Origin of the sequence: Arthrobacter globiformis (assembly GCF_030817195.1) — a bacterium.
Classification (GTDB): domain Bacteria; phylum Actinomycetota; class Actinomycetes; order Actinomycetales; family Micrococcaceae; genus Arthrobacter; species Arthrobacter globiformis_D.
Window position 1 is genome coordinate 5,172,289 of the sequence record NZ_JAUSYZ010000001.1, and the last position, 20,271, is coordinate 5,192,559.

Here is a 20,271-nt window from a genome sequence, read left to right on the forward strand (position 1 = left end):
TGCCAGGGTCAGTTCCGCTGGTGCTGGTCCAGGAGCCGGGCGCAGCGGATGAACCCAAGGTGTGAGTACGCCTGCGGGTGGTTCCCCAAGTGCGTCTCGGTGCCCGGATCGTACTCCTCCGGCAGCAGCCCCGTGGGTCCGAACAGGTTGACCAGCTGGTCGAACAGGTCCCAGGCCTCGGCGATCCGGCCCACGGCCACATACGCCTCTATCAGCCAGGTGGTGCAGATGTGGAAGCCGCCCTCCAGGCCCGGCAGGCCGTCGTCGTACTTGTACCGGAAGACCGTGGGTCCCACGCGGAGTTCCCGCTCCACGGCCGTGACGGTGTCCAGGAACCGCTGGTCGTTGGCGTCGAGCAGGCCGGACAGCCCGATGTGCAGGACCGCGGCGTCAAGGTCGGGGCTGTCGTAGGCGACGGTGTAGGACGCGGCGGTGTGGTCCCATCCCTCGCGGAGCACCTCGTCCCGGATGGTTGCGGCCGTGTCTGCCCAGGCAGGCTCGGGGCTGCGGCCGTGGCGTGCGGCGGTGCGCAGTGCCCGGTCCAGGGTGACCCAGCACATCACCTTGGTGTAGACGTGGTGCCTCGGTGCGCGGCGCGCCTCCCAGATGCCGTGGTCCGCCTCATGCCACCGCGCCAGCACGGCACTGGCCATCTGGACCATCAGTTCCCAGTGCTCATCCGCCAGCGAACCCCGGGACTCACTCAGCCCGTGGATCAGCTCGGCGATCGGGCCAAAGACATCCAGCTGGACCTGGTGGTCCGCGGCGTTGCCGATCCGCACTGGACGCGAGCCAGCATATCCGGGCAGGCTCTCGATGATGGCCTCCGTGGACAGCGGTGCACCGGTGACGGAATACAGCGGATGCAGCCATTCCGGCCCCGGGGCATTGGCCAGGATGCCGGTCAGCCACCTGAGGAAACCGTCGGCCTCCACCGTTGACCCCAGATCCACCAGGGCGCTGACGGTCATGGAGCCGTCGCGCAGCCAGCAGTAGCGGTAATCCCAGTTGCGGGTCCCCCCGATGCCCTCCGGAAGGGATGTGGTGGGGGCCGCGAGCACCGCGCCGGTGGGCTCGTGGACCAGCGCGCGCAGCACCAGTGCCGAGCGCCGCACCAGGGACGGCTTGACGGACGGCAGCGTCAGGCCCTGGACCCAGCGGCGGGAGTGATGGGCGACGGCGGCCCTGCGGTCCGCTTCGTCCGTCGCCGCCTCGTCCGAACCGGCCGGGCGCTGGGGCTCCGTGTCGCCGCACCGGAGGTTGAGGACAACCGGTCCGTGGTGCAGGTTAACCTCGGCGGTGGCCGTGCCGTGCCGCCCGTCTGAGGTGATGGTGAAGCTGACGTCCGGCGCCAGCAGGATGATGGGGTCGGACGTACCGACGACGTGAAGCTCGCCGCCGCGAGCCTCCATGCTGAAGGGCGCATTGGCATAATCCGGCCGGGGTGCGAAGACGATCCGGGCCGCACCGGTGCCGGACAGCACCCGGACCAGGCTGGTGATCCCTTCCGGGGCGGGCTCAAGATAGTCGGTCACGGTGACGTCCGCCCACCGTGTTTCCACGATCATCGTGCTGTCCACGTACCGTTGGCCCAAAACCCGCGACGCCTTGACCGGTTCCACGGAGAAGTGCCCTGCGGCGTCGCCGCCCAGGATGTGGGCAAAGAGGGAGCCCGAGTCCGGCAGCGGGTGGCTCATCCAGCAGATCTTTGCCTCGGGCGTCACGAGCGCCGTGGAGGAACCGTTCCCGATCATGGAGTGCCGCTCCAGGCCGACGGCGTCCTCACCGAAAAGCCAGGCGCGGCGCAGCTCAAAGAGGATTCCGAGCACCCGGGCGAACGATTCCGGATCCTTCAGCCGGTGTTTGACCGGCGACGGCAGGTCCCCCACCCACAGCCCCATGTCCGGGCCGCGCAGCGTGGCCATGGCCAGTTCATCGCTGACGGCGTCCCCCGCGTACAGCGCAGCGCTCACCCCCAGGCGTGCCCGCAGATGGTCCAGCGCATCGGCTTTGGAGGGCTGCACCACGGACAGGTCCAGGACGGAACCGTCCACGATGAAGAACAGCCCGAGGGCCCGGGCAACCTCCTCGGCCTTCCTGGCACATATGGCCGCGACGTCCGGGGCGGCGGCTCTGGTGTGGACAGAGACCGCGACGGGCTTCCGTTCGATGGTGATTCCCTTGTGGGCGCCCACGGCTTCGAGCAGCGACTGGTTGGCCTGCTGCAGCACGGACTCGGTGGACAGGGACAGTCCGTGCGCGAATCCCATGTCGAACTCCGCCCCGTGCGAACCCACCAGGTGGACCTCGGCGGGAAGCCTGGAGACCGCGGCCAGGTCACGCAGCGACCGCCCGGAGATGACGGCGGCGTGCGTGTTGGGCAGGGCGGCCAGGGCCCTGAGGGCGATGGCCGCGCCACCGAGCGGCAGTGTTTCCGTGGAGATGCCTTCGGCGGCGCACAGGGTCCCGCCGTAATTGCAGGCGACGAGCAGTCCCGGCGTCCGGGCCAGAATCTTCAGTTCGCCGAGCAGCTGGGGTGTGAGCCCGTCGTCGGCCGCCTCTGCTTGGACGAAGGCCCGCAGCAGGCCCAGCGGCAGGGATTTTGTCAGCAGTGCGGAATCGGCCACCGTCTGGTTAAGCGGAGTTGGCATGCGCGGCAATCCTTCGGATTATCCCCAATCGGTATTGGACACCTAAAGTGTCCGCCGCGGCCGTTTCCCCTGAATATCCCCGTCATTGCGTCCGTGTAACTTTGTGGGCTCTCTTCCCGCCAACCGGATTCAGCAGTTGGGCGAATCGTATTCGTAGGCTCCGGAGTCAGCAGCGGCCGTTCCGGCGCAGTCCCCGTTCTGAACGGACGGGGCTTGCATGAGGTCCACCGTGTAGGGCGTGGTGCCGGCCCTGTCGATGGCGGGACTGGTGCCCGTCAGGCGCAGGTCCGCGGGTGCACTGGCGAAGCGGGCCGGCGCCGTGCTCGACGTGCTGTTCGGGGCGATGTTTGCGGGCCCGTTCAGCACGTTCTGCTTCTCGGTCCAGCCGGAACCGTTGATCCACAGGGAGTTCCTGACGCCCACCAGGATGTTGGCGCGGATCACCGTTGAGGCGGGGCACGTCGCGTGGCACACGATTGCCTGCGACTGGGTGCCAGTCAGGTAGACCGTGTTGAACTCAAAAACGGTGCCGTTGGTGGGGCCGAACGATGTTCCGTTTCCACGCGCAATGAGGCCCTTGGCCTCGGAGCAGTTGGCGCCGCAGGTCGAGCGGATGAGGTTGTAGCGGAACGTGTTGCCGTCCGCCGTGCCGGAGGACTTTCCAAGCTCGGAAAAGTTGTTGTTGTCCAGCGACACGTTGTGGTGAATGTTGTTGCGGTTGCCGTTGTAGATTTCGAACGCACCGCCGTCCTGGTTGTAGTCATAGGACTTGCCAGTGGACCCGCTGACGATATTGCCGGAGAATTCATTGTCGCTGCCGTTAATCAGGACACCAAAAGCCCCCGAGTCGTCGCTGCAGTTCACGGCCGCCGACGTTCCGCAATTAGTGCCCGGCGTATTCACATTCATCACATTGTTGTTGGTGAGCGAATTTCCCGTGTATTTGCCGTAGTCGGACCCGCTGCCGACCTTAAGCCCAACGGCATTGTTGGACGCGCTGGAGTTCCTCACGGTATTGCGGTCGCCGGTGACGCTGATTCCGGCGTAGCCGCAGGCCACGGCGCGGAAACCCTCAACGATGGTATAGCTGCCGTTCACCCGGATGCAGTTTCCGGATTTTCCGCCGGTGACTATGGGGGCGTTGCCCGTGCCGTAACTGTTCAGCGTGATGGGGGCGGTGGAGGTTCCGCTTTGAGCGGTGACGACGCCGCCGCTGAAGGTGTCGCCCCGGCGGAACCTGACCGTGTCGCCTGGCTTGAGCACCGCCTGGTTGACCTTGGAAAGTGTCTTCCACGCCGATGTGCTGGCCGTGCCGGAGTTGCTGTCACTGCCGGCGGCGCTGACATAGTACGTGGTGCCCGCGGCGGACGCCGGAGCAGCAGCTCCGGCAATCAACCCGGTGACCATGAAGAAGGTGGCGAGAACCGCGGCGGCCGGAGACATGATCTTCATATTTTTACCTGCATCTGGTCAATGGCGGGAAGTGCTTTATGGCAGAGCAATGCCTTATTCGTAAAGCACCCCGTGCACGGTCCGGTGGATCCATATCAGGCATACCGAATTACCCCGCCCTTGGCATTCGGGAGCGGGACAACGGCGTGTAGTGATTTGAGACCGCTACATTCAACCCAGCCGGCAATGAGTGTTGAGATTGAGACCTTGCGCACTTAAAGCTAAGTTCCGCCCCGCCCGAAGTCAAAAGATATCAGTTGACTAATGAGGCACTGAATACCCCATTATGCGGCGGTCATTTCCCGCGCATCGCGTTGACCTGCAGGTTTAGTCAAAGCGCACCCGCCAGAGCGGACTAATATTTCTTTTCCTGAGGTAGTTAGACGCTGACCAGTCCGGCTGCCTCTGCCAGGAGCTCAACCGAGCGCAGCCGTTCTTCGGTTCCGGTGCTCTGGTGCGCCACGATGAGCTCGTCGGCGTCGGCATGCCGGGCAAAGCCGTCCAGATAATCCAGCACGACGTCCGGGGTGCCCACGGCCGAGTACTTCATCATCTGCGAGACGTGCTGTCCCTGTGGCGAGTCCAGGATCATGTCCGCTTCGTCGTCGGTGAATTGCCGCCCGCCGCCGAAGAACAGTGAGACGCGGGCACGCATCGTGGCGCGCAGGATCTCCTGCGCGTCCGAGGCCGCATCGGCGGCCACCACGTTGACGCCCGCGATAACGTGCGGCGCGGCCAGCTGCTCTGACGGCTTGAACTCCCGGCGGTACACGGCGACGGCGTCCTGCAGCGCGTTCGGGGCGAAGTGGGAGGCGAAGGCGTACGGCAGCCCCAGCTGCGCAGCCAGCCGCGCCCCGAAAAGAGAGGAGCCCAGAATGTAGAGGGGCACGTTGGTTCCCCTGCCCGGCGTCGCCTCCACGCCCTGCACGCGGGTGGGCCCGGTGAGGTAGCCCTGCAGCTCCAGGACGTCCTGCGGGAAGGTGTCGGCCGAATGCGGATCACGGCGCAGGGCCCGCATGGTGTTCTGGTCGCTGCCGGGCGCACGGCCGAGACCCAGGTCAATCCGGCCGGAGTGCAGGGTCTCCAGGGTGCCGAACTGCTCGGCGATGGTGAGCGGGGAATGGTTGGGCAGCATCACTCCGCCGGCGCCCAGACGGATGGTGTCGGTGTGGGCGGCGACATGGGCGATCAGCACGGACGTGGCAGACGACGCGATGGAAGACATGTTGTGGTGCTCGGCGTACCAGACGCGCCTGTATCCAAGCTTTTCGGCCAGCTGGGCCATGGCGACGCTCCCGGCAAAGCTCTCCGCCGCCGTCTGGCCCTTGCCGATGGTTGCCAGGTCGAGGATGGAGAGGGGAACAGTCACGGCAGGACGGCCTTTCGTAGGGGTTTGCGCAGCTGCCAGCCTCGCGGCGGCACGTTGGGAACAACGACGGCGGAGCCCGGGTTATTTCTTTCCGCGGCGGTGACGCTGTCCACATATCCAGTCCATGCGCCTCCCGCTATGCTGGCGGCATGGCCCACAAGTCCACCGCAGATAAAGTAGCCACCATCCAAAAGGGCTATGCCCTGGAGGGTGCCACCATCGAGCTGGGCGCCGCCATCGTCGACGGCGAACTGCACAAGGACGCTCCCGTCCGGCTGCCGCTTTCCCATGATGAACCGGCACGGGCTCGTGGCCGGCGCCACCGGCACGGGCAAGACCGTCACCCTGCACATGATGGCGGAACAGCTCTCGACGGCCGGGGTGCCCGTATTCCTGGCAGACATCAAGGGCGACCTCTCCGGGCTAGCCACGGCGGCCGCCGGAAGCGACAAGCTGGCCAAGCGGACCGAGAGCATCGGACAGGCCTGGTCCGGGAAGACGTTTCCGGTGGAATTCCTGGCCCTTGGCGGGGACGGCGACGGCATCCCGGTCCGGGCCACGATTACTTCGTTCGGGCCCATCCTGCTCTCCCGGGTCCTGGAGCTCAACGACACGCAGGAATCCAGCCTCCAGCTCGTGTTCCACTTTGCGGACAAGAACAACCTCGAGCTGGTGGACCTGAAGGACCTGCGAGCCGTCATCCAGTTCCTCATCTCCGACGAGGGCAAGGAAGCGCTCAAGGAGCTGGGCGGCCTGTCCAAGGCGACCGCCGGCGTCATCCTGCGCGAGCTGGTGACACTCGAGGCGCAGGGCATGGAGCGTTTCTTCGGCGAGCCCGAGTTCGACACCGCCGAGCTGCTCCGCACGGCGCCTGACGGGCGTGGCGTCATCAGCTGCCTGGAGCTGCCCACCCTGCAGACCAAGCCGATGGTTTTCTCCACGTTCCTCATGTGGCTGCTCGCGGACCTGTTCGAGGACCTGCCCGAAGCCGGCGACCTCGACAGACCCAAGCTGGTGTTCTTCCTCGACGAGGCCCACCTGCTCTTCAACGACGCCTCCAAGGCTTTCCTGGAGGCCATCACCACCACCGTCCGCCTGATCCGTTCCAAGGGCGTGGGCATCTTCTTCGTCACGCAGACCCCGAAGGATGTTCCTGCGGACGTCCTCGGACAGCTGGCCAACCGGGTCCAGCACGCCCTCAGGGCTTTCACGCCAGAGGATGCGAAGGCCCTCAAAGCCACCGTCTCCACGTTCCCGGTCAGTGACTATGACCTCGAGGAAACCCTGACGTCCGCGGGCATCGGCGAAGCCGTCATCACGGTGATGAACGAGCGCGGAGCCCCGACGCCGGTTGCCCTGGCCCGCCTCCGGGCGCCGGAATCCGCCATGGGTCCCAGCGCCGTCGAATTGGTCAGGAGCACCGTGGCAGGGTCTGCGCTGCTCGCGAAGTATGGCACTGCTGTGGACAACGTCTCAGCGTATGAGAAGCTGACCGGCAGGGCCGCGGCGTCCACAGGGGCCGCGGCTCCCGGCCAGCCGCCGGCGCCTTCGCCCGAAGTGTTCGTCCCGGGCAGTCCTGACCCAACAGCCATCGACGAGGAAGCCCGCCGCATCGAGGAGGAGATCCTCGGCCGTCCCAGCAGCAGGCAGCCCAGTAGCCGGCAGGCCGACGGCGCGTCCGCACCTCCGCCCCCGGCCAGCCGCCAGGCTCCCCCGTCCGGCGGCATGATGGACGACATCACCGGCGCCCTCGGCGGAGTCCTTGGCAGCGGCCTGAAAAGCATGGCCCGGTCCATGGGAACGCAGCTCGGCCGGGAGCTCCTGCGGGGCGTTTTCGGCACCTCGTCCCGGCGCCGCCGCTAGCCGAAGGTAGCGCCGAAAGCGGCGGGTGAGGTCCCGCCGTCGGGCGTTCCTGCGCGTTGGGCGGGCGTCATGGGGACCGGCGCTACTCCAGAGTTGCGTGACGTTGCAGGTAACGTGGGGTGCGTGCAAATGAGTCAAGCGTTGGTGAAGACGGCGGCCGGGTGGCTGCTGGGCCTCATGCTTGCCATCGTTGGGTCCATCGTTTCGGTCAATCTGGTCAACTCCTCCGTGGCCAGTCCGCAGCAGCCGGTGCGCGAATATCTGGAGGCCCTGCAGCACGGCGAAGGCGAGCGGGCGCTTGGCCTGCTCCGCGCGTCAGTGCCGGAAGCCGACGCCGCCATGCTCGACGGAACTGCCCTGCAGACGGCGGCATCGCGGATCACGAACGTCAAGCTCGGCGCAGCAGTGGCCCGCGGCGGCAACCGGGTGATGGTGCCGATGGACTACACCATCGACGGCAGCCAGCTGCACACCGAGTTCCTGCTGGAGAGCACCGGCACCGAATGGCTGTTCTTCCATAAGTGGTCTTTCGTGCCGACCACCCTGCCCACCGTGGACGTGACGGTGGTGAACTCCAGCGAGGCAACGATGAACGGCGTGCCGGTGAACATGCCCGGCGGGCACAACAGCTTCGCGGTGTTCTACCCGGGCGAGTACGAGGCGTCGCTCAACGGCCAATACTTCGCAGCTCCCCCCACGCGGGCCACAGTCTCCGGACGGGAAGCTCCCGCTGCCCCGCTGAACCTGCTGACGCATGCCACCGACGAACTCAAGCAGGCGGTGTCCGCCCGGGTCAAGGAGTTCCTCGACAAGTGCGCGGCGGAAGCCGGCCAGCAGCAAAAGCTCCAACCCGACTGCCCGTTCTACCACGTGACCAACAACCGCGTGGTGGACGGCACCATCAAGTGGAGCATCACCGAGTACCCGAAAGTCACCATCGAGCCTTTCGACGGCAAGTGGGTGGTGGCGCCGCTGGACGGCAAGGCAAAGATCACGGCCGAGCAGGTCGATCTGTTCTCCGGAGCCGTCTCGCCCCTGGACGTGGAGCACGATTTCAGCTTCACCACCCGGCTGGACATCGACGGCGACACCATCAAGGTCACGCCCCTGCTCACCTTCTAGGGGCTAAGTCCGGGTCGTGCACGACGTCCCCCCTGTCAACGCGAAAGGCTGCCGCCCGTGACGCCGTAACAGCGTTCACGAACGGCAGCCGATGCAACGTGCCGGGATTAGTCCATGCCGCGCAGGTCCAGCACCAGATCGGTGTCGCCGTCGGCCTGCAGCACCACGGGAATGCCCCAGTCCTGCTGGTACAGGTGGCAGGCGGCGTGGTCGGGGATCTCGCCGTCTTCGGTTTCCGGGCCGTCACAGGCAGCTGCGCGGGCCGTAATGTGCAGTATGCCCTCCGGAACGTCGGAGGCCAGCTCGAGCGTACGGAGCAGGCCCACGGAGGTCCCGGCGCCGGACACGAGCAGCTCCGGCGGGGTGGAGGAGATCTTCAGTTGGGTGGGGTCGCCCCAGCGGTCATCGAGCTTCTGGCCGGTGGGCGCCGTGAAGCGGACAGTGAGCTCCATCAGACCGGGCGCCACAGGGCTCTTGGGCCGGTGCGTCTGGGCGGCGCCCTCGTCCACCTGCTGGGCCTCTTTAGGGATGGGCACGTAGACAAGCTGGTGCTTGTTCGCTTCGACCACCACCAGCAGCGGTTCGGAGCCGGCCACCTGGGTGTGGTCGACGATCACGTCGGACGGCTCGGCCAGACCACGCGCCAGCGTGGATACGGTGCCGGCGGCCGGATCGTAGCGGCGCACGGCACCGTTGTAGGTGTCGGCAATGGCCACGGACCCGTCCGGCAGCACGGTGACGCCCAGTGGATGCTGCAGGCGCGCCTCGGACGCCTCGCCGTCGCGGAAGCCGAAGTCGAACAGGGCCCTTGCCCACCGCTGATTCAACGGTGACTGTTCCGTCGTCGCCGATCACCAGCTTGCGCAGGGCAGAGGTCTCGGAGTCCGCCACCCAGATTTTTCCGTCGGCGTCCTCGGCCACACCTGACGGCTGCGCGAACCAGGCCTCGTGGGCGGGCCCGTCGAGCAGGCCTTCCAGTCCGTTGCCGGCGACGATCGAGACATCCCCGGTGAGCGGCTCGTAGCTGAAGATCTGGTGCACACCGGCCATGGCGATCACCACGGCGTTCAGCTTGCTGGACCAGACGACATCCCACGGCGAGCTGAGCGCCACGTCCAGGGGGTGGTCTCCCAGGCGTCCGGTGAAGCCGGCTGCGTCCTCGTCCACGCGGGCGGGCCCGGTTTCGAGGAGCCGCTGCACACCGCTGCCGACGAGGGTAGTGACGGTTCCGTCCGCAAGCGACAGTCCCCGCAGGCGGTGGTTGACGGAGTCGGCAATTACGACGTCGTAGCCCGTCTTCGCTGCCACGTCTTCCGGCAGCAGGACAAGACCCTGGGGTTCGTTGAACCGGGCGGTGCCGGCGGCACCGTCGGCGTGGCCCTTCTCCCCGGAACCATACGTGCTCAGCACGGTGTGGAAGTCGGTGCCGAGCTCCAGAACGCGGTGGTGGCCGGTATCCGTGACAAGCCAGGTGCCGGCGTCAGCGGCTCCGGCGGCAGCACCGGCGTCGGACGCTGAACTGGCGGATGCTGAACTGGCGGACGCTGAACCACGGCCGGACGGAAGGTAGAGCGCCTTGCCCGGGAAGCGCAGGGTTCCCGACGTCGGTTCCGGGGCCACGTAGGGGCCGTTGCCGCGGTGCAGGGTGCCGCGGGCCTCATGCTCGGCGATCAGCTCGGGAATGAGCACGCCCAGGCCGTCAGCATGGCCTTCGCCGGAAAGGTGCGCCACGATGTAGCCCTCGGGGTCAATGACCACCAGCGTGGGCCAGGCGCGGGCCGTGTAAGCCTTCCACGTTTCCAGTTCGGGGTCGTCCAGGACCGGGTGGTGGATCTCGTAGCGCTCCACGGCGGCGGCCAGCGCGACGGGATCGGCCTCGTGCTCGAACTTCGGGGAATGCACGCCCACGGTGACCAGGACGTCGGAGTACTTTTCCTCCAGCGGACGGAGTTCGTCCAGCACGTGGAGGCAGTTGATGCAGCAGAAGGTCCAGAAGTCCAGGAGCACGATCTTGCCGCGCAGTGCCTCCAGGTCCAAAGACTTGCCGCCGGTGTTCAGCCAGTTGCGGCCCACCAGTTCGGAGGCGCGGACCCGGAGGTGGGTGCGTACAGTTTCGCTCATCAGCGTCCTTCCAGCTTTGAGTTGCGTTCAGCCAACTTGGCGTCGCGTTCAGCCAATTTGGCAAACATATCGTTGTAAGCGGTGAGATCGGCGTCGTTATTCCTGTCCGCGGCCCGGTCTGTGCGCCGGGTTTCGCGTTCATCGGACCTTGACCACATGATGGCGACGCCGATGGCCACCAGCAGGGTGGGCACCTCGCCGATGCCCCAGGCCACGGCACCGCCCATTTGCTGGTCCAGCAGGGCCGAGCCTCCCCAGCTGCGGCCGAGGTTGCCGAAGTAGTCGGCGGCCAGCAGGTTGGTGCCGCCCATGATGGCCACGCCGAAAAAGGCGTGGAAGCCCATGGTGGCCAGCAGGAGCAGGAGCCGCAGGGGGTACGGCGCACGGCGGGGAAGCGGGTCGGTGCCGATCATGCTGAGCACGAAGATGTAGCCCGTCAGCGCAAAGTGCAGGTTCATCAGTTCGTGGCCCACGTGTTCCCGCATCGCGAGGCTGAAGGCATCCGAGTAGTAGAACAGCACGATGGAGCCGGCGAAGTTGGCGGCGGCGAACAGCGGGTGGGTGACCACCTGGGAGAACTTCGAGTGGACGAACAGCAGGAGCCATTCGCGGAGGCCACGGGACCCGTCCCTCCGTGCCGGAAGGGCCCGGAGCGCAAGCGTCACGGGGGCGCCAAGCACCAGGAAGATCGGGGCAACCATGGTGAGGGCCATATGGTCCACCATGTGCGCGGAGAACAGTACACGGCCGTATACCGACGGCGGTCCCGACGTGATGTAGGTCAGCACCAGCAGGCCAATGATCCAGTTTGTGGTGCGGAACCAGGCCCACCTGTCCCCGCGCGCGCGGACCTTCGCCACGCCCAGGAGGTATGACACCAGGCCGAAGATGGCGACGGCGATCCAGAGCCAGTCCAGGCGCCATTCGGTCAACCAGCGTTCGGGCGTCAATTCCGGCGGCAGCTCGTAGCCGGAGAGGATGAACGCCGGCGAGGCATCTGCCGCATAAGTTGTTGGTTCCGGCGGCGCGGAACGGCCCAGTGCGACTGCGATGCCGGACGTGGCGCCCATAATGAGGAGTTCGATGAGAATCAGCTGCCAGAGCACGCGCCGCGCCGACATGGCAGCCCCCGCACGGGCCAGCTGCGGGATGACCCACTGCCGGTGCATGAAGCCGATTCCACCCAGTACCAGCGTGGCGGCGGACTTCGCCAGGATCAGCTGCCCGTAGGCCGAGCCGAAGAGATCAGCCCAGCTGGTCACGCGGATGCTGGCGTTGATCACGCCCGATGCGAACACCAGCGCAAAGGCGAACCCTGCCAGTGACGAGAACCGGCGGAGGACCGGTTCAGTGATGTCGTGGCCGCCCGGCTGGGACGCCAGGCCGCTGCGGGCCTGGTTGCGCGGGGCGAGGAAACCGGAGAGGAGGGCGAGCAGGATGATGCCGCCCACCCAGACGCTGACCCCCACCAGGTGCAGGCCCAGCGAGTTGATGGCTCCCTCGTGGTCGCTGGAGCTGGCGGAGTGGCCGATCAGCGCGGTGGGGACGAGGCCGATCAGTGCCAGCAGCAGCGTAAACACCAGGCCGGTCAGGGAACGCACCCCGAAGAGGGCGGTTGTCACGACGGCGGCGATGATCGTGACAGCCAGCCAGGCGCGCCCGGTTTCAATGTCTGTCATGAAGTAGACGAGGGCCTGGGTGAATTCGGCATCCCCGGAGATGCCCTGCCCCGCCACATCAGAGTAGGTCAGCACCAGGACGGCGATGGCGGACAGCGTCCAGGCCACGCCTGCGGCTGCCGCAACGGCAAGCGCGCGGGTGAAGGCGGGGTGCTCGGGCGCGTCGCTGTCCTTCGACCGCACACCCCCGAGCTTGTGGGGCAGGATACCTGCAGCGAAGATCAGCCCGCCGACTACAGCGGCAAGGGAGACATTGTGGATGGCCTTGCTGACCGGCAGGCCCCAACGCACCAGCGCTCCGGGGTCGGAAACTTCACGGGCGGCCGCGGCGCCGGAGAACAGCAAGGCAGCCACCAGCCCCAGGAAGAGGGCACCGAGTCCGGCCAGCTGCCAGGCCCGCTGGATGCCAAAGGCACTGTCAGTGGCCCGCGTGCCCGAATCGGGCGCGGGTTGCGGAGTGAGGGGCTTTGCTGCTGAGGGCACCTATCCATTGTCCGCTACCGTCGGCAAGGCGGCGAATCGAGGGTTGGCGGATCGAGGGTTAAAAGCAAGAGGAGCGGCAACCCGCGGGTTGCCGCTCCTCTGAGCTGAGAAAGACTACTTCTTGGAGACAGCGGCCTTCAGCTTGGAGCCTGCAGTCAGCTTGACGCTGTGGCCGGCCGCAATCTGGATGGTCTCGCCGGTCTGCGGGTTGCGGCCAGTGCGGGCTGCACGGTCGGTGCGCTCAACTGCGAGCCAGCCCGGGATGGTGATCTTCTCGCCGGCGGCGACAGAAGATTCGAAAACCTCGAACAGTGCATCGAGCACGGAGTTGACGGCTGCCTGGCTGGTGCCGGCCTTGCCTGCTACCTCTGAAACAAGTTCACTACGGTTCTTAGCCATGTATGTCCTCCTGGACGCTCTTGATACTGGAGCCTGCATGCGGCGTGCGTGCAAGCCACTGTTCGAAAACTTACCAGCTTGCACCCGGGAGGGGGATAAATTCCGCGTGTTTCCGCGACTTTTTGACCTAAATCACCGGTATTTCAAGGATTTCCAGCCAAAAGCGGCCCCCTGCCCGGTTCTCCCCCGCTTTCGGGCGCCGCCCGGCCCTGGACGCTTCCTCACATCCCGTCGCCTGGGTCCGGACGCTTCCTCACATCCCGTCGCCTGGGTCCGGACGCTTCCTCACATCTTGTCGCCTGGGTCCGGACGCTTCCTCAGCTCCCGCGGGGTGCTGCCGGAGCCTGCGGGAGGGGTCCGTTGGTTGAGCCTGTCGAAACCAGGCTCCCGGTGCTGTGAAAGCCGGGTTAAATGCGGGAGAGCCCCGACCAGTGACTGGTTGGGGCTCTCGACCTAATGGTTGTCCGGCGGTGACCTACTCTCCCACACCCTCCCGGGTGCAGTACCATCGGCGCTGTGGGTCTTAGCTTCCGGGTTCGGAATGGGACCGGGCGTTTCCCCCACGCTATGACCGCCGTAACCCTTTGACCCGGCACACACCCGCGCGGGTGTGTGTGGGAAAACAGTGGTTACAACAACAGTGGTGTTGTTATTCAATTTATTTCGGTTCGCTTCCAACGGGTTTGTTGGTTGGGAACCACATAGTGGACGCAAGCATTCTTTGTTCTTGTGTGGTGTAAGTTATCGGCCTATTAGTACCGGTCAGCTTCACGAGTCGTTAGTCCTCGCTTCCACATCCGGCCTATCAACCCAGTGGTCTGGCTGGGGGCCTCTCACACCCGGAGGTGTATGGAAATCTCATCTCGAAGCGAGCTTCCCGCTTAGATGCTTTCAGCGGTTATCCCATCCGAACGTAGCTAATCAGCGGTGCACTTGGCAGTACAACTGACACACCAGAGGTTCGTCCGTCCCGGTCCTCTCGTACTAAGGACAGCCCTTCTCAAATTTCCTGCGCGCGCAGCGGATAGGGACCGAACTGTCTCACGACGTTCTAAACCCAGCTCGCGTACCGCTTTAATGGGCGAACAGCCCAACCCTTGGGACCTACTCCAGCCCCAGGATGCGACGAGCCGACATCGAGGTGCCAAACCATGCCGTCGATATGGACTCTTGGGCAAGATCAGCCTGTTATCCCCGAGGTACCTTTTATCCGTTGAGCGACGGCCATTCCACAATGTACCGCCGGATCACTAGTCCCGACTTTCGTCCCTGCTCGAGATGTCTCTCTCACAGTCAAGCTCCCTTGTGCACTTACACTCGACACCTGATTGCCAACCAGGCTGAGGGAACCTTTGGGCGCCTCCGTTACTTTTTAGGAGGCAACCGCCCCAGTTAAACTACCCATCAGGCACTGTCCCTGACCCGGATTACGGGCCGAAGTTAGATGTCCAAAGTGACCAGAGTGGTATTTCAACGATGACTCCACCCGAACTGGCGTCCGGGCTTCAACGTCTCCCACCTATCCTACACAAGCCACTCCGAACACCAATACCAAACTATAGTAAAGGTCTCGGGGTCTTTCCGTCCTGCTGCGCGTAACGAGCATCTTTACTCGTACTGCAATTTCGCCGAGTTTATGGTTGAGACAGCGGGGAAGTCGTTACTCCATTCGTGCAGGTCGGAACTTACCCGACAAGGAATTTCGCTACCTTAGGATGGTTATAGTTACCACCGCCGTTTACTGGGGCTTAAATTCTCAGCTTCGCCGTGAGGCTAACCGGTCCTCTTAACCTTCCAGCACCGGGCAGGAGTCAGTCCGTATACATCGTCTTGCGACTTCGCACGGACCTGTGTTTTTAGTAAACAGTCGCTTCCCCCTGGTCTCTGCGGCCCCGATCCCCTCCCGGTCGCTAGTACCGTTCAAGGTTGGGGCCCCCCTTCTCCCGAAGTTACGGGGGCATTTTGCCGAGTTCCTTAACCATAATTCTCTCGATCGCCTTAGTATTCTCTACCTGATCACCTGTGTCGGTTTGGGGTACGGGCGGCTAAAACCTCGCGCCGATGCTTTTCTAGGCAGCATAGGATCACCGAATCCCCCCTTTACGGGAGTCCCGTCAGATCTCAGGCACATGAACAGCGGATTTGCCTACCGTTCGCCCTACATCCTTGGACCGGGACAACCATCGCCCGGCTCGGCTACCTTCCTGCGTCACACCTGTTAATACGCTTGCCTCCCAGGATCAGGTCCCGCGCTCCACCAAAACCCTTCACCCACAAGGGGTGTCGGGCAGGTCTCGGGCGGTTAGTATCCCCTGTTCAACATGGGCGGTTTTTCGCCGGTACGGGAATATCAACCCGTTGTCCATCGACTACGCCTGTCGGCCTCGCCTTAGGTCCCGACTTACCCAGGGCAGATTAGCTTGACCCTGGAACCCTTGATCATCCGGCGGACGGGTTTCTCACCCGTCTTTCGCTACTCATGCCTGCATTCTCACTCGTGTAGGCTCCACCGCTGGTTTACACCGCGACTTCACCGCCCACACGACGCTCCCCTACCCATCCACACTCCTGAACCACAAAGGCTTGGAAAATATGTGAATGCCACAACTTCGGCGGTGTACTTGAGCCCCGCTACATTGTCGGCGCGGAATCACTTGACCAGTGAGCTATTACGCACTCTTTTAAGGATGGCTGCTTCTAAGCCAACCTCCTGGTTGTCTTCGCAACTCCACATCCTTTCCCACTTAGCACACGCTTAGGGGCCTTAGTTGGTGGTCTGGGCTGTTTCCCTCTCGACTATGAAGCTTATCCCCCACAGTCTCACTGCTGCGCTCTCACTTACCGGCATTCGGAGTTTGGCTGACGTCAGTAACCTTGTAGGGCCCATTAGCCATCCAGTAGCTCTACCTCCGGTAAGAAACACGCAACGCTGCACCTAAATGCATTTCGGGGAGAACCAGCTATCACGAAGTTTGATTGGCCTTTCACCCCTACCCACAGCTCATCCCCTCCATTTTCAACTGAAGTGGGTTCGGTCCTCCACGACGTCTTACCGTCGCTTCAACCTGGCCATGGGTAGATCACTTCGCTTCGGGTCTAGATCACGCCACTGCAACGCCCTGTTCAGACTCGCTTTCGCTACGGCTTCCCCACACGGGTTAACCTCGCGACGTAACACTAACTCGCAGGCTCATTCTTCAAAAGGCACGCCGTCACAGCTACAAGGCTGCTCCGACGGATTGTAAGCACACGGTTTCAGGTACTGTTTCACTCCCCTCCCGGGGTACTTTTCACCTTTCCCTCACGGTACTGGTCCGCTATCGGTCATTAGGGAGTATTTAGGCTTATCAGGTGGTCCTGACAGATTCACACGGGATTTCTCGGGCCCCGTGCTACTTGGGATACTCATCAAAGGCGGTGCACAGCATTACGGTTACGGGGCTCACACCCTCTACGGCCGGCCTTTCAAGACCGTTCACCTATACCAGCACTCACACCTCCCCGGTCCGGCAGAACCAGGACAACAAGTCCCACAACCCCGCCCATGCAACGCCCGCCGGCTATCACACATGGGTCGGTTTAGCCTGATCCGCGTTCGCTCGCCACTACTAACGGAATCACTGTTGTTTTCTCTTCCTGCGGGTACTGAGATGTTTCACTTCCCCGCGTTCCCTCCACGCACCCTATGTGTTCAGATGCGGGTCACCAGATCACTCGCGCGTCTGGCGGGGTTTCCCCATTCGGACACCCTGGGATCACAGTCCGGTTATCGACTCCCCCAGGCTTATCGCAGATTCCTACGTCCTTCTTCGGCTCCTAATGCCAAGGCATCCACCGTGTGCTCTTAAAAACTTGACCACAAAAGATCAAGGAGTAATTTTCGAGAGAACCACGAAAACCAACCACACCCAACAACCACTCCCCCACAAGGGAAGCCATCATCACGCGCAGCCAGATCCAGGTTCATATTCTTGGAAATTGCTTCTTATAAAAGATGCTCGCGTCCACTATGTAGTTCTCAAACAACAACCCCGTACCACACACCCCACACACCACCCCCAAAGGAGCCAACGCGCATGATCCGTGCAGCCAGGAAACCAGAAACAAACAAAACCCGGGAAAGTCACCCTCCCCGGCCCTGTTGCCTCAGGACCCAACAGTGTGCCAAACACTAAACCGCGCATCCCCACCCGCACCGTTCCAGGACCCCCTCCAAAAAGAAGATCCGTACTAAGCACAGAAGAAAAACCCGCGGCCGCTATCCGTTGATATTCCACCCATGAGCACCCGCCGCAGAACTTGCGTCTGCGCAACGGGCCTTTACTCCTGACAACCCCACCACACCCGCATACACGGGCACAGAGGACTGTAGGTGCTCCTTAGAAAGGAGGTGATCCAGCCGCACCTTCCGGTACGGCTACCTTGTTACGACTTAGTCCCAATCGCCAGTCCCACCTTCGACGGCTCCCTCCCACAAGGGGTTAGGCCACCGGCTTCGGGTGTTACCAACTTTCGTGACTTGACGGGCGGTGTGTACAAGGCCCGGGAACGTATTCACCGCAGCGTTGCTGATCTGCGATTACTAGCGACTCCGACTTCATGGGGTCGAGTTGCAGACCCCAATCCGAACTGAGACCGGCTTTTTGGGATTAGCTCCACCTCACAGTATCGCAACCCTTTGTACCGGCCATTGTAGCATGCGTGAAGCCCAAGACATAAGGGGCATGATGATTTGACGTCGTCCCCACCTTCCTCCGAGTTGACCCCGGCAGTCTCCCATGAGTCCCCGCCATTACGCGCTGGCAACATGGAACGAGGGTTGCGCTCGTTGCGGGACTTAACCCAACATCTCACGACACGAGCTGACGACAACCATGCACCACCTGTGAACCGGCCCCAAAAGGAGAAACCACATTTCTGCGGCGGTCCGGTCCATGTCAAGCCTTGGTAAGGTTCTTCGCGTTGCATCGAATTAATCCGCATGCTCCGCCGCTTGTGCGGGCCCCCGTCAATTCCTTTGAGTTTTAGCCTTGCGGCCGTACTCCCCAGGCGGGGCACTTAATGCGTTAGCTACGGCGCGGAAAACGTGGAATGTCCCCCACACCTAGTGCCCAACGTTTACGGCATGGACTACCAGGGTATCTAATCCTGTTCGCTCCCCATGCTTTCGCTCCTCAGCGTCAGTTAATGCCCAGAGACCTGCCTTCGCCATCGGTGTTCCTCCTGATATCTGCGCATTTCACCGCTACACCAGGAATTCCAGTCTCCCCTACATCACTCTAGTCTGCCCGTACCCACCGCAGATCCGGAGTTGAGCCCCGGACTTTCACGGCAGACGCGACAAACCGCCTACGAGCTCTTTACGCCCAATAATTCCGGATAACGCTTGCGCCCTACGTATTACCGCGGCTGCTGGCACGTAGTTAGCCGGCGCTTCTTCTGCAGGTACCGTCACTTTCGCTTCTTCCCTACTGAAAGAGGTTTACAACCCGAAGGCCGTCATCCCTCACGCGGCGTCGCTGCATCAGGCTTTCGCCCATTGTGCAATATTCCCCACTGCTGCCTCCCGTAGGAGTCTGGGCCGTGTCTCAGTCCCAGTGTGGCCGGTCACCCTCTCAGGCCGGCTACCCGTCGTCGCCTTGGTGAGCCATTACCTCACCAACAAGCTGATAGGCCGCGAGTCCATCCAAAACCGCAAAAGCTTTCCACCCCCCACCATGCGATGAGGAGTCATATCCGGTATTAGACCCAGTTTCCCAGGCTTATCCCAGAGTCAAGGGCAGGTTACTCACGTGTTACTCACCCGTTCGCCACTAATCCCCGGTGCAAGCACCGGATCATCGTTCGACTTGCATGTGTTAAGCACGCCGCCAGCGTTCATCCTGAGCCAGGATCAAACTCTCCGTTGAAGTAAAACAGACACAACCAACACCCCCGGAAATAACGGGAACGAAGGCTGCACAAAATTTGAAACCAGCCAAAAACACCAGGCCACACCACGGGGGTGGGCAGCCCGGCACAATCAACCAATTCATAAAAAATCGGTATCAACAAACTTGGCACACTATTGAGTTCTCAAACAACAGACACACCCGGCACCACCCAAACCAACGTTCAGGATCGCTCCGGAGCAACTTTTCAAACTTACCCGGTTTCACTTCCCGACGCAAATCCATGTTTCAGGACCCACACCGGCAAACAAACCAGCCCCACCAAGTTCGAGCGACCTAAAAGAGTCACCAGATTTTGGTCTTGATTTCGGGGATTTGGCCGCCCGCGGTTACCAGCTCTTCGCTGTCTCCCTCGCGGCGACTTGGAAAACATTACACCCACCCCACCGCCAAAGCAACCCAGCCAAAAACACGTGAAGCGCGCACCGAAACCCTTGGACTGCCGCGGTTTTTGGGCCCTCCAAGGGGGTCAACGGAGCCAACCAGGATCCGGACTGGTTTTATGGACCGCATCACAGTCCGGCATGCCGCCCTGGGCCGGCGGCTGCCGGCCCGGCGCACCAGATGTCCTCCCCCCCCACTCAACCGCACGTCAGACTGCCGGCCCGCCGCCAGCCGGCACCCGCCGCCATGAACCACAGCCTCCACAAACCACAACTTCCCCAAAGTGCCCGGGAAGGTTGCCGCAGTGAAATTCCTCACCGAAGCGCCGCGGGCCGCGTTGCCGGGACTGCCAGGCACCGGCAACCCAAGGCCCTGCCCCGGACAGGCCAGCGGGACGTGAGGGACGAACGACCTCCAGGATGGGGTTCGCGGCCGGGCCCGGCGCATCAGTTGGCACCGCTTGCCGGCCCTGGACGCCGTAGCCAGCTGTTGGCACCGTGGCCGCACATCCGGCGGGCGGCGGGCGGCGGGCGGTGCGACTTTTTGGACGGGTCAGGTTTTAAACGGCCAGGGCCCCGGCGGATGCGCCGGGGCCCTGGGCGGGTGCGAAATGGTGGTTAAATGCGGGAGAGCCCCGACCAGTGACTGGTTGGGGCTCTCGACCTAATGGTTGTCCGGCGGTGACCTACTCTCCCACACCCTCCCGGGTGCAGTACCATCGGCGCTGTGGGTCTTAGCTTCCGGGTTCGGAATGGGACCGGGCGTTTCCCCCACGCTATGACCGCCGTAACCCTTTG

6 protein-coding genes, 4 rRNA genes and 2 pseudogenes are annotated in these 20,271 nt (G+C 63.4%); 2 read left to right on the forward strand and 10 right to left on the reverse strand.

Annotated elements, in window-relative coordinates; all coding sequences use genetic code 11:
* Positions 1-8: 8 nt before the first annotated feature.
* The 3 genes from QF036_RS23760 to QF036_RS23770 form a co-directional block, all read right to left on the reverse strand.
* Complete coding sequence (locus QF036_RS23760) at positions 9-2,651, reverse strand: trehalase-like domain-containing protein (RefSeq protein ID WP_307105695.1); 2,643 nt, start codon at positions 2,649-2,651, stop codon at positions 9-11.
* 129 nt (positions 2,652-2,780) lie between these two features.
* Positions 2,781-4,103 carry a hypothetical protein gene (locus QF036_RS23765; protein WP_307105697.1) on the reverse strand — a complete coding sequence of 441 codons (1,323 nt, stop codon included), beginning with the start codon at positions 4,101-4,103 and terminating at the stop codon, positions 2,781-2,783.
* A gap of 379 nt (positions 4,104-4,482) precedes the next feature.
* On the reverse strand, positions 4,483-5,472 hold the full coding sequence (locus QF036_RS23770; RefSeq protein ID WP_307105699.1) for an LLM class flavin-dependent oxidoreductase: 990 nt from the start codon (positions 5,470-5,472) through the stop codon (positions 4,483-4,485).
* A 149-nt stretch (positions 5,473-5,621) separates the two neighbouring features.
* Here QF036_RS23770 and QF036_RS23775 point away from each other — a divergent pair.
* Together QF036_RS23775 and QF036_RS23780 are read left to right on the forward strand one after the other, a co-directional pair.
* Positions 5,622-7,335 (forward strand): annotated as a pseudogene (locus QF036_RS23775) (helicase HerA-like domain-containing protein).
* Between the two features lie 129 nt (positions 7,336-7,464).
* Positions 7,465-8,457, forward strand: coding sequence for a hypothetical protein (locus QF036_RS23780; RefSeq protein WP_307105701.1), 993 nt, complete (start codon positions 7,465-7,467; stop codon positions 8,455-8,457).
* A 107-nt stretch (positions 8,458-8,564) separates the two neighbouring features.
* On the opposite strand, the pseudogene QF036_RS23785 reads toward QF036_RS23780, so the two are convergent.
* From QF036_RS23785 to rrf (QF036_RS23815), 7 genes and pseudogenes are all read right to left on the reverse strand, one after another.
* A pseudogene (locus QF036_RS23785) lies at positions 8,565-10,578 on the reverse strand (NHL domain-containing thioredoxin family protein).
* Positions 10,578-12,740, reverse strand: coding sequence for a cytochrome c oxidase assembly protein (locus QF036_RS23790; RefSeq protein ID WP_307105702.1), 2,163 nt, complete (start codon positions 12,738-12,740; stop codon positions 10,578-10,580). The pseudogene QF036_RS23785 and the gene QF036_RS23790 overlap by 1 nt, the downstream one beginning before the upstream one ends.
* A 114-nt stretch (positions 12,741-12,854) precedes the next feature.
* On the reverse strand, positions 12,855-13,139 hold the full coding sequence (locus QF036_RS23795; protein WP_003803320.1) for an HU family DNA-binding protein: 285 nt from the start codon (positions 13,137-13,139) through the stop codon (positions 12,855-12,857).
* Positions 13,140-13,601: 462 nt separating this feature from the next.
* Positions 13,602-13,718, reverse strand: a 5S ribosomal RNA gene (gene rrf, locus QF036_RS23800).
* A 152-nt stretch (positions 13,719-13,870) separates the two neighbouring features.
* Positions 13,871-16,997: ribosomal RNA gene (locus QF036_RS23805) — 23S ribosomal RNA — on the reverse strand.
* Between the two features lie 525 nt (positions 16,998-17,522).
* Positions 17,523-19,048: ribosomal RNA gene (locus tag QF036_RS23810) — 16S ribosomal RNA — on the reverse strand.
* A 1,098-nt stretch (positions 19,049-20,146) separates the two neighbouring features.
* Positions 20,147-20,263, reverse strand: a 5S ribosomal RNA gene (rrf, locus tag QF036_RS23815).
* The 16S, 23S and 5S rRNA genes sit together here, the layout of an rRNA operon.
* Between the last annotated feature and the right edge of the window lie 8 nt (positions 20,264-20,271).

Excerpts from the sequence above, each read along its gene's own strand:
- QF036_RS23780 (WP_307105701.1), top strand. The coding sequence starts at position 7,465 with ATGAGTCAAGCGTTGGTGAAGACGGCGGCCGGGTGGCTGCTGGGCCTC.
- QF036_RS23760 (WP_307105695.1), bottom strand. The coding sequence starts at position 2,651 with ATGCCAACTCCGCTTAACCAGACGGTGGCCGATTCCGCACTGCTGACA.
- QF036_RS23765 (WP_307105697.1), bottom strand. The coding sequence starts at position 4,103 with ATGAAGATCATGTCTCCGGCCGCCGCGGTTCTCGCCACCTTCTTCATG.
- QF036_RS23795 (WP_003803320.1), bottom strand. The coding sequence starts at position 13,139 with ATGGCTAAGAACCGTAGTGAACTTGTTTCAGAGGTAGCAGGCAAGGCC.